Consider the following 8,483-nt stretch of genomic DNA (forward strand, 5'->3'; position numbering starts at 1 on the left):
TTAAATCCACACTATACGCCATTATAACTCAAATAGCTTATTATACCTTTATCATTTACTTTGGGAAGTACTATAGTGTTCTGGTCTTTGGATAGTTCTACCTCTGGAAATAGCTTTTTATACCAATCAGATTGCATTATGCACCTGGTATCGAGCGAATGTTTTTCACTAAGCAACTTAGAATAACTTGCAACTATTATTCTTGCAGTTGCCCAGTATCCATGCGGGCCACGCAACACTCATACATATGGACTTCATTGAACGCGGAGGCATATTGAATATTATGCGCCTTACTTCGCCAGCATTCGCTGCTTCCAGCCTGTCTGCTATGACTTTTATGTACTGATAATCATTATACTCACATCCCGGCACCACTGTTTGAAAGCACAGTTCAATGAATTTTAGAAAATTTATATTATCCATATGTGTATTTTAGTGAATGGAATGTAGACTTTAATAGTTTTGATTTGTCTTGTAAGATTGAGGTGTTATAATGACAGGCTTACAATGCTGCTAATTTAGTAAATAACCTACGAGTGCTATTTCTTCAACTTTATCGAAGTAAAGAATTGATTTCCATTGCGGTAAATGAGCAACATTATTGAATCTTTACCGTTTTTCTTTACTGCTGAATCAACTTGTTTTTGAAAATCATTAGTATTTTCTATATCGGTTCCATCTAATTGGATAATAATGTCTCCTTTTTTAATACCACGCAGCGTGGCATTACTGTTACTATCTACATTGGTAACTATCACACCTTTTGTAGGATTACTTTCTTTTGATTCTTTTGGCAGATTTGAAACAGTTAAACCGGTTACATAATCAGATGTTGATTTATTTTCTTCTTGATTGTTATCTTGGCCATCATTTGTAGATTCTCCGATCACAACTTTAATATTAACCTCTTTGCTCTTTCTAAGTAACTTAACTTGCACTTTTTTCTCAGGTCCAGCTCTTGAAACCATTTGAGGTAATTGTGTCATTCTATCGATTTTTTTACCGTCAAATTCTAATAATATATCACCTACTTTAATCCCACCTTTTTCTGCAGGACTATCCTTTACTATACTTGCAACCAATGCGCCTTTTATATCTTTTAAACCCAAGGACTCAGCAAATTCTTTCGTTATAGGCTGAACTTGCACACCAAGCCAACCATGTTTTATTTTTTTGCCACTTTTTAATGTGTCAATAATTGACATAGCTAAATTAGATGGTATGGCAAAACCTATACCCACATTGCCGCCAGACTCAGATGGAGAATAGATAGCAGTATTAATACCTATAACTTTTCCATTTAAATCAAATAACGGTCCTCCAGAGTTACCCCTATTAATTGCAGCATCAGTTTGAATAAATTCATTCATAGTGCCAATACTAATGTCCCTGGACCTTGCAGATATAATTCCTGTGCTTACAGAGCCACCCAAACCAAATGGGTTACCTATTGCCATAACCGTATCACCAACCCTTGCTTTATCAGAATCACCAAATGCAACAGAAGAAAGATCTTTATCAGAATTAATCTTAAGCACAGCAAGATCAGTTCTTGCATCATAGCCTAAAACTTCTGCTTTGAAATAAGTATTATCGTTCATAGTAACTGTGATATCTTTGGCGTTTTTAATAACGTGATAATTGGTTACTATGGTTCCATCTTTATCTATAATAAACCCAGAACCAAGCAACACCACCTCTCTGTTAACACTAGGGCCCCTATCCATAAAAAACTGATCAAAATGCTCAAAAAACTCTCTAAAATCATCAAAGAAATTATTTCTTGGCATAAAAGGGATTTTAGTTCTATTGTTACTTTCTTGTTTGATTATTTGTTCGCTTGAAATATTTACAACCGCAGGAATGAGTTCTTCCACTAAATCGGCAAGTCCTTGATTACAGTTGCATGCAGTAGTGCTAGCATCAACGACCTTTTTTGCATTCCAATCAAACATATTAGCATACGAAGAAAACGCAATTAGAAAATATGCAAATATAGATAAAATAAATGCCTTACTTTTCATAAATTATTTCCATCCTTTATTTAAAATATCTAAAAAGTTATTGTTTGGTGAAAGTACAAATTTAGTATTATTTTCGGCAAATGATTTACTGTAAGCGCTCATAGAGCGATAAAAGTTAAAGAACTCTTCATCAACCTTAAATGCCTCATTATAAATTCTAGTTGCTTCAGCATAACCACGGCCCCTTATTTCGTACGATTCTTTTACTGCACTGGAGATAATTTCCCTTTTTAATTTATCAGCTTTTGATCTAACTTCCTGCCCAGCTTGCTCTCCTTCTGCTCTAATTTCTTTTGCTTCTTTTTCCCTTTCAGTTTGCATACGGCGAAATATTGCAGAACTATTTTCTTCTGGTAAATCTGCTCTCTTAATTCTTACATCTATTATTTCTATGCCAAATTTTTCAGCTTCAGAATAAACTCCACGCTGAATCAATTGCATAACCTCTGATCTTTTTTCATTCAACAAACTAATCAACGAGAATCTGCCTATATTTTCTCTTATGTGTGCTTCTATAACCGGATATAATCTTCTAACCAGACCTGATTCATTCCTCACAGCCTGGTAAAAAGTAACAGGATTTGTTATTTTATATTTTGCATACGCATCTACTATAATACGTTTTTGATCCGCTGTTATCACTTCCCTTGGGATCTTATCAGGACTTAAATCTAAAACTCTTTTATCAAGAAACTCTACACTATTTATGAATGGCAACTTAAAATATAAGCCACTTTCCCTAACATCCCTTACAACTTTACCCAGTTGTATAACTATTGCTTGCTTTGTTTCTTGCACAACAAATATTGAATTAGATAAAGCAATCAATAAAACAACAAATACAGAAACAAAAACAATTTTAATATTACTACTCATGGTTATTTTCCTAAATTTGTAAGAGGTAAATAAGAAAACATACCTTTCAGATCATCAGTTACAACAACTTTGTCTACCTTACTGAAAATATTTTCCATAGTTTCAAGATAAATACGATTCTTAACGAGAGAAGGATTCTGTCTATATTCCTCATAAAGAGATAAAAAGCGATTTGCATTACCTTTTGCTTCATTTATTATTTCATTTTCATATGCTTGTGCATCTAATTTTATCTTTATCGCTTCACCCTTTGCTCGAGGTATAATATCATTATTATAAGCATATGCTTCGTTTATAGTACGCTCTTTGTCTGCACGAGCACTTTGTACATCTCTAAATGAGCTAATGACTTTTTCTGGTGGATCAATTTTTTTCATTTGAACAGATAAAATCTCTATACCCATTTGGTATCCATCAAGAATCTGCTGCAATAGAATTCTAGTATCTCTAGAAATTTCTGGTCTGCCTTGACCAAGTGCAAAAGAGATCGTGTTTTTACCTATTATTTCTCTCATGGCACTTTCAGCAGCATTTTTAACACTGAAACCGGGTTTGTAATCCCGCACTTTGAATAAATAGTCCTTAGCATCTCTAACGCGCCACTGAACCTCGAAGTTAACGTTGACTATATTTTCATCTCCAGTTAGCATCACGCCTTCACCGCGATCTGTATCTCGCCCATAAGAACTACTTACCCCAATTTCTTCACGATTTACTTCCTTAACGTTCACTTTAAAAACCTTGCCAATAGGGTAGGGGAAGTGATAACGCAAACCAGGTGTTTCCGTATTAGAATATTTACCAAAGGTAAGTTCTATACTTTCTTCACTAGGATGGACAATATAAAAGCCAGTGCAAGCATAGAACAGCAAAATAATGAAAATGATGAAATAAGGTTTTTTGCCCCTGTTTCTGGTTAATCCATTAAGAAAGAACCTTATATCAGATACAGCTTTACTTAAAATATCTTCATTATTAGGAGTTTTGTTCCCTACCGGTTTCTTCCCCAGATTCCAAGGATTATTATCATCAAACATAATGATTGATTCTATAATTAATACGCTAATATTACTTCTTTAATAAGAAAATGCAAACATAAATTGCTATTTTATTTACAAATTAATCATCAGGATGGAAAACATGATCGTACACTTCCTTTTCTCTATGTAGTATGGTTGACTCTATGGAATTTTCTGGCTTTTTTTTGAATTCTTTGTTGTCACTCTTTAAGTGCACTACGTCTTCGTGAAAATGGAAATGATAGCTGAATAATAAAACCATTATTATTAAAGTTATAACAGCCAAAAAGATGAGTGTTCTTTTTCTATACCTCATAAATGCTGCAGCTTCTTGACCTAATTTTCCACACTATCAAAAAACACGTCAAGCGAAATTATTTGAAGACAAATAAATACTGGCAATCAATTTAACACTAACTTAAGAATCAAGGAATACAATTATAATATATTTAATTAATAGTGAGGTTTAAAATGTCACCTAATGAAAAAAATTCTGTTGTAACTGAACAAGGAAATGATCTTGGTTTGAATAAAACGACGCAAGATTCATTAAATTTAGAGGCTGCTAAGGATCCCAAGAAGCTAAAAGAAAGAATTACTGACCTGTTAAAAGGGGATACAGAATTCTCTAAGATGAAACAAGGAGATAAGATTCTTGTAGTAAGTGCAGCAAGTGGATTATTTACGGCAGTACTACCACTTTTGGCAGTTGGTGCAACACTTGCTATACCGGGTGCTATAGTTGGTCTTGCTTTATATTTCGCTGTAAAAGTCGCTGTAAAAGCAGTTCAATCTGGATATAAAGGGCTCAAGTGGTCAGCAGAAAAAACAGTTGATGGGGCGAAATATACTGCTGGGAAAGTTAAGGACGCGTCAGTATATACTGCAGAAAAAGCAAGAGAAGGTTATTATTCAGTAAAAGGAGCTATAAGTTCTGTGGGACGAGCAACAAGAGAGGGAACTGGTGCTACGTTAGGAAAAATGGGGCGCAGTTTAAGTAATTTAAGTGAAAGTATGTCTAGTTTAGACGGCATCCCATATTCAATAGGTAACGAAGGTCAAACTGTTGTTTTGAAAACAGAAGAAAAAATAAGGAATTTCAATAGTGTAAAGGAGATGTTTATTAAGGAAGTTCTTGAAGACAAAGCCGTAAATAACGCTGCTTTAACTAAGGAAATATTTTCTAAGCTGGGAGAAAAAATATTAGAGAAAGCTTATTCTGTTGATGGTCAACAAAGTGCCAAAAAGGACCAGTTGATCAACCGGTTGAAACAGCAAGTAGATTTTGTCAATAAATTAGACGCTAAGAAGTTGCAAAATTTGTTGTCTAAGGATAATAATAGTCTTTATGAAATTTTCTCTGAACATCATAATGAAATTAAGGAGATTATTAAAAAATGCAAAACAGAGCATAAACTTTCTAACTCTATAGAGAACCTTAATGAAGTAGCAGGAAAGTATGGTATCAGAAAAGGTTCAATGCAATCTTTTGAAAACAGCTCATCAAGAAGCAGTTCAATGAGTTTTCTAAATTCTGTAAGTACTGACAGTACCATTAGCAGTGAAGCGGAATTGTTAAATCCTGCAAACCATAAAGAAGTGAAAACAGCTACTTCACTTTGGGATAAGGTTTCATCACCTTTCAAAAGTGGCAAAAAGTCAGAAAAAACTTCTGAAGTTAAATATCAAGTTCTTTCTGAATCAGACACGTTGCCTAGAAAAATAGGAAATAGCACTTTTTACGTTGATACTCCTACTCCAATTGAGAATACTAATAAAACTGCAACAATAGGAGGAAGACCAGGAGTTGCACGACGTAATAGTACTAGCAACCTTACTAGGGTAGAAACTCCAGAAGTACCAACTAGAAGCGCCTCATTGACTAACTTAAATGGACAAAGTTCTTTCAGTGAAGATGTTCTCAGTGATCCTAAAGTAAACCAATATCTTGGTAATTCGAATAAAGGAACTCTAACTCGCAGTAATTCTTTTGATAGTGCAAGAGGTTCATCTGGTCCTTCTACACCAACAAGCTCATTAGAAAGATTGGAACAATCTTTCAGTAAAGATGAAGTTGGGGCAGCAATGGAGAAAAACTTAAAAGAATTTAGTTTAAGTGCTAAAACTGAATCTACATTACACAATTCTTTTAGTAATCGTAATGGTTCTGATAGTGGATTCAATTCACCAACTTCTTCTCCAACACATACAATGTTTACTGAAAATGGCAAGGCAAAAACCCAAGCTGACTTAAGAAAGACAGGTCATCTGGACAAACTGGTGGGACAGCCTTCTACGAAAGTAGCTGTTGACACTGACGTTCAACAGCAAGCTGCACAAACAGCTGTGAAAACGAACTAAACAAAGCTATCCACCTTCTCCAAAAGGATGTTACTCAATGAGTAACATCCTTTTTTGTTTTTAAACTATAGAAAAATCCTAGATCCCAGCGGTATGCGTACAACCGTATGAACATTGTGATTTCTCTGCTAGGAAAGGTGTCATCCCAGTGCTTGACTACTTGGATCCAGGAAAGTTTGCTTGTTTACAAGCAAACTAGCATAGAAAGTGGTTACAACGTTTTCGATGAGATTATATGGAAAATTGGATTCCAGTGTCAAGCACTGGAATGACATCACAGGGGCACTGGGATGACACCTTTACGTTTGAGGCAAACTAGCTATAACACTTAACATACTACCTTTGCAAACAAATGTTCATACAGTACGCGCTGGCGTTATTTTCTCTTGATGAATAAACCTGAGTGGAGTATAGTAGCAATGCGTTTATATAGATTCTAATGAATAATTTAGTTTTCAACTTTTTCAAATTTAAATGAGGCTAAAACTATTTCTGAAGAATTGTTAAACGAGAAGTTAATTGTATGTGTAACTGAAGTAAATTCTCTGTATTTATGGAAGGGTGAAATTAACAGTGGTTGTGAAGTAGTGGCAATTATGAAGAGCAGGAATGATCAAGTTGATAAAATTGTAGAAAAAATCGAAGCAATGCATTCTTATGATCAGCCAGCTATTGCTGTGATGCCCATAGAAAAAGCAAATAAATCTTTTACTAATTGGGCTAATAGTGTTATTGATGTAAGTAGTATTGGGGTGTAGCCAAGTGGTAAGGCAGCGGTTTTTGATACCGCCACGCGAAGGTTCGAATCCTTCCACCCCAGCCATATTGAAGTGGGTGTGAAATGATATCACTTTTCTATAAATTAAGATTATTGAATTATATATTAGGTAGTCTAAAAGATATAATTGTGAAACTGTTTCTCTTCACAATGTATCTTTACACATTCAGCATTGTGCTCATGTTTCTCAGCAATGGTTTTTGGTATGCTGTAGAATTTTGCTCTTTCAAAAATGCGTTTTACCGTTTGTTTCAATATTGCAAGTGGTATTATGAAAATAGGGAAGATCTCGGTTACGGAATTTCTATTCGAATATTAGTGGCGTTTCTTACTCCGCATTTTCTCTATAAATTATTACTTGGCACAGGCTGGAAGTCCTTTTTAAAGGAAAAGATAATACAGATACTCAACACAAGAAGAAAAAAGGGTAGTGAGTTCAGTAACACAAGTGGCAGTAGTTATAGTGATAAGAATAATTACAGCAATAACAGTGGTAACAATGAGCGTCAAGCTCAAGATGCAAAGCGAAAAGTAAACATGATAAAGCAGCTATTAATCAAAGATATAGAGGCAACTATAGATAGGAGATTGAATTATATTTTTTTCGGTAAAAGGAGTAAACCTCATTAAGTATATAAAAAGGCTTTATCTAGTAAGGCTTTTTAAGGTTGGCTGTATTTTATTTTTTACGTATACCGGATCACAATCAGCCAATATACATGTGTGCACAAAATCTTGACTAAAGTCTGACAACCAAGAAATTGCCTTACGTTTTTCTACCAAGCTTTCTGTTTTTTTACAGTTACTTGCTGCATCAATCATTGCCTGCGCTATTACTGATTTCCACAGCAAATAATACCTTTGTATATCATCTGACGTACTATTTGTTTCATAGTGGTTAAAAAATTCTTTAAAATTGAAGTTGTTTGACATAATGATACCTCTTTGGATTAAAATTTGAATGATTTGAGTTTATGTTGCCACAGCAGATTCCGCTAACAAGCAGCGGGATAACGAATTACTTAACCGTCATTACACCGTCATACCGCGATTCATTCGCGGTATCTCGCTAACAAGCAGCGGGATGACGGTTGTCAGGCCAGCGCCCCTATGATGTCATTCAAGTAGCTGACACTGGTTCCTTTATGACGGCAGTGCCCCTATGGTGTCATCCCAGTGTCCCTATGATGTCATCCCAGTGCCCAGACACTGGGATCCAGGAATTTTGATTGGACACTGGGTTGGTAAGCATAAAAGTGTTATGTAAAATACAACGTTCTTGATGGGATTGTGTGAAATGCTGGATTCCAGTGTCTGGGCACTGGGATGACACCATAGGAGGCTGCTTGGATGACAAAAAAAGGAGCACTGGAATGACAGCAATCTACGTCATACCGCGATTCATTCGCGGTATCTCAGCCGCTA

General features: G+C 35.2%; 9 protein-coding genes, 1 tRNA gene and 2 pseudogenes. 6 read left to right on the forward strand and 6 right to left on the reverse strand.

What is annotated here, in order from left to right; all coding sequences use genetic code 11:
• Positions 1–74 precede the first annotated feature (74 nt).
• From WOCAOBSORBRA_RS04750 to WOCAOBSORBRA_RS04770, 5 genes and pseudogenes are all read right to left on the reverse strand, one after another.
• A pseudogene (locus WOCAOBSORBRA_RS04750) lies at positions 75–423 on the reverse strand (hypothetical protein); the annotation flags it as partial.
• 116 nt (positions 424–539) lie between these two features.
• Positions 540–2,024, reverse strand: a complete 1,485-nt coding sequence (locus tag WOCAOBSORBRA_RS04755; protein ID WP_174516041.1) for a DegQ family serine endoprotease — start codon at positions 2,022–2,024, stop codon at positions 540–542.
• A gap of 3 nt (positions 2,025–2,027) precedes the next feature.
• Positions 2,028–2,900, reverse strand: a complete 873-nt coding sequence (gene hflC, locus WOCAOBSORBRA_RS04760; protein WP_155969359.1) for a protease modulator HflC — start codon at positions 2,898–2,900, stop codon at positions 2,028–2,030.
• A gap of 2 nt (positions 2,901–2,902) precedes the next feature.
• On the reverse strand, positions 2,903–3,937 hold the full coding sequence (hflK, locus tag WOCAOBSORBRA_RS04765; RefSeq protein WP_010962866.1) for an FtsH protease activity modulator HflK: 1,035 nt from the start codon (positions 3,935–3,937) through the stop codon (positions 2,903–2,905).
• A gap of 82 nt (positions 3,938–4,019) precedes the next feature.
• Complete coding sequence (locus tag WOCAOBSORBRA_RS04770) at positions 4,020–4,235, reverse strand: hypothetical protein (RefSeq protein ID WP_151807991.1); 216 nt, start codon at positions 4,233–4,235, stop codon at positions 4,020–4,022.
• A 155-nt stretch (positions 4,236–4,390) separates the two neighbouring features.
• Between WOCAOBSORBRA_RS04770 and WOCAOBSORBRA_RS06350 the strand changes: the two genes are divergently transcribed.
• The 5 genes and pseudogenes from WOCAOBSORBRA_RS06350 to WOCAOBSORBRA_RS04795 all read left to right on the forward strand — a co-directional run bounded on the left by WOCAOBSORBRA_RS06350 (position 4,391) and on the right by WOCAOBSORBRA_RS04795 (position 7,688).
• The gene (locus WOCAOBSORBRA_RS06350; protein ID WP_237357356.1) at positions 4,391–6,280 is read left to right on the forward strand and encodes an actin-bundling T4SS effector WalE1 family protein; all 1,890 of its coding nucleotides are present in this window, start codon (positions 4,391–4,393) and stop codon (positions 6,278–6,280) included.
• 107 nt (positions 6,281–6,387) lie between these two features.
• On the forward strand, positions 6,388–6,552 hold the full coding sequence (locus tag WOCAOBSORBRA_RS04780; protein ID WP_174516040.1) for a hypothetical protein: 165 nt from the start codon (positions 6,388–6,390) through the stop codon (positions 6,550–6,552).
• A 180-nt stretch (positions 6,553–6,732) separates the two neighbouring features.
• Positions 6,733–7,038 (forward strand): annotated as a pseudogene (gene cutA / locus WOCAOBSORBRA_RS04785) (divalent-cation tolerance protein CutA); the annotation flags it as partial.
• Positions 7,029–7,103, forward strand: a tRNA-Gln gene (locus tag WOCAOBSORBRA_RS04790). The pseudogene cutA and the gene WOCAOBSORBRA_RS04790, both read left to right, overlap by 10 nt.
• A gap of 18 nt (positions 7,104–7,121) precedes the next feature.
• Positions 7,122–7,688, forward strand: coding sequence for a hypothetical protein (locus WOCAOBSORBRA_RS04795; RefSeq protein WP_155969363.1), 567 nt, complete (start codon positions 7,122–7,124; stop codon positions 7,686–7,688).
• A gap of 15 nt (positions 7,689–7,703) precedes the next feature.
• Here the strand turns inward: WOCAOBSORBRA_RS04795 and WOCAOBSORBRA_RS04800 are convergent, their stop codons facing one another.
• Positions 7,704–7,991: a hypothetical protein gene (locus tag WOCAOBSORBRA_RS04800; protein ID WP_010962862.1), complete on the reverse strand. Its 288-nt coding sequence runs from the start codon at positions 7,989–7,991 to the stop codon at positions 7,704–7,706.
• A 158-nt stretch (positions 7,992–8,149) separates the two neighbouring features.
• Here WOCAOBSORBRA_RS04800 and WOCAOBSORBRA_RS04805 point away from each other — a divergent pair, with 158 nt between their 5' ends.
• Positions 8,150–8,287 carry a hypothetical protein gene (locus WOCAOBSORBRA_RS04805; RefSeq protein ID WP_160142664.1) on the forward strand — a complete coding sequence of 46 codons (138 nt, stop codon included), beginning with the start codon at positions 8,150–8,152 and terminating at the stop codon, positions 8,285–8,287.
• The last annotated feature ends 196 nt before the right edge of the window (positions 8,288–8,483 follow it).

This window comes from Wolbachia endosymbiont of Cardiocondyla obscurior (genome assembly GCF_902713635.1).
GTDB lineage: Bacteria > Pseudomonadota > Alphaproteobacteria > Rickettsiales > Anaplasmataceae > Wolbachia > Wolbachia pipientis.

Coding starts and splice junctions, on each gene's coding strand:
- WOCAOBSORBRA_RS04755 (WP_174516041.1), bottom strand. CDS start 2,024: ATGAAAAGTAAGGCATTTATTTTATCTATATTTGCATATTTTCTAATT.
- hflC (WP_155969359.1), bottom strand. CDS start 2,900: ATGAGTAGTAATATTAAAATTGTTTTTGTTTCTGTATTTGTTGTTTTA.
- hflK (WP_010962866.1), bottom strand. CDS start 3,937: ATGTTTGATGATAATAATCCTTGGAATCTGGGGAAGAAACCGGTAGGG.
- WOCAOBSORBRA_RS04770 (WP_151807991.1), bottom strand. CDS start 4,235: ATGAGGTATAGAAAAAGAACACTCATCTTTTTGGCTGTTATAACTTTA.
- WOCAOBSORBRA_RS06350 (WP_237357356.1), top strand. CDS start 4,391: ATGTCACCTAATGAAAAAAATTCTGTTGTAACTGAACAAGGAAATGAT.
- WOCAOBSORBRA_RS04780 (WP_174516040.1), top strand. CDS start 6,388: ATGAACATTGTGATTTCTCTGCTAGGAAAGGTGTCATCCCAGTGCTTG.
- WOCAOBSORBRA_RS04795 (WP_155969363.1), top strand. CDS start 7,122: ATGATATCACTTTTCTATAAATTAAGATTATTGAATTATATATTAGGT.
- WOCAOBSORBRA_RS04800 (WP_010962862.1), bottom strand. CDS start 7,991: ATGTCAAACAACTTCAATTTTAAAGAATTTTTTAACCACTATGAAACA.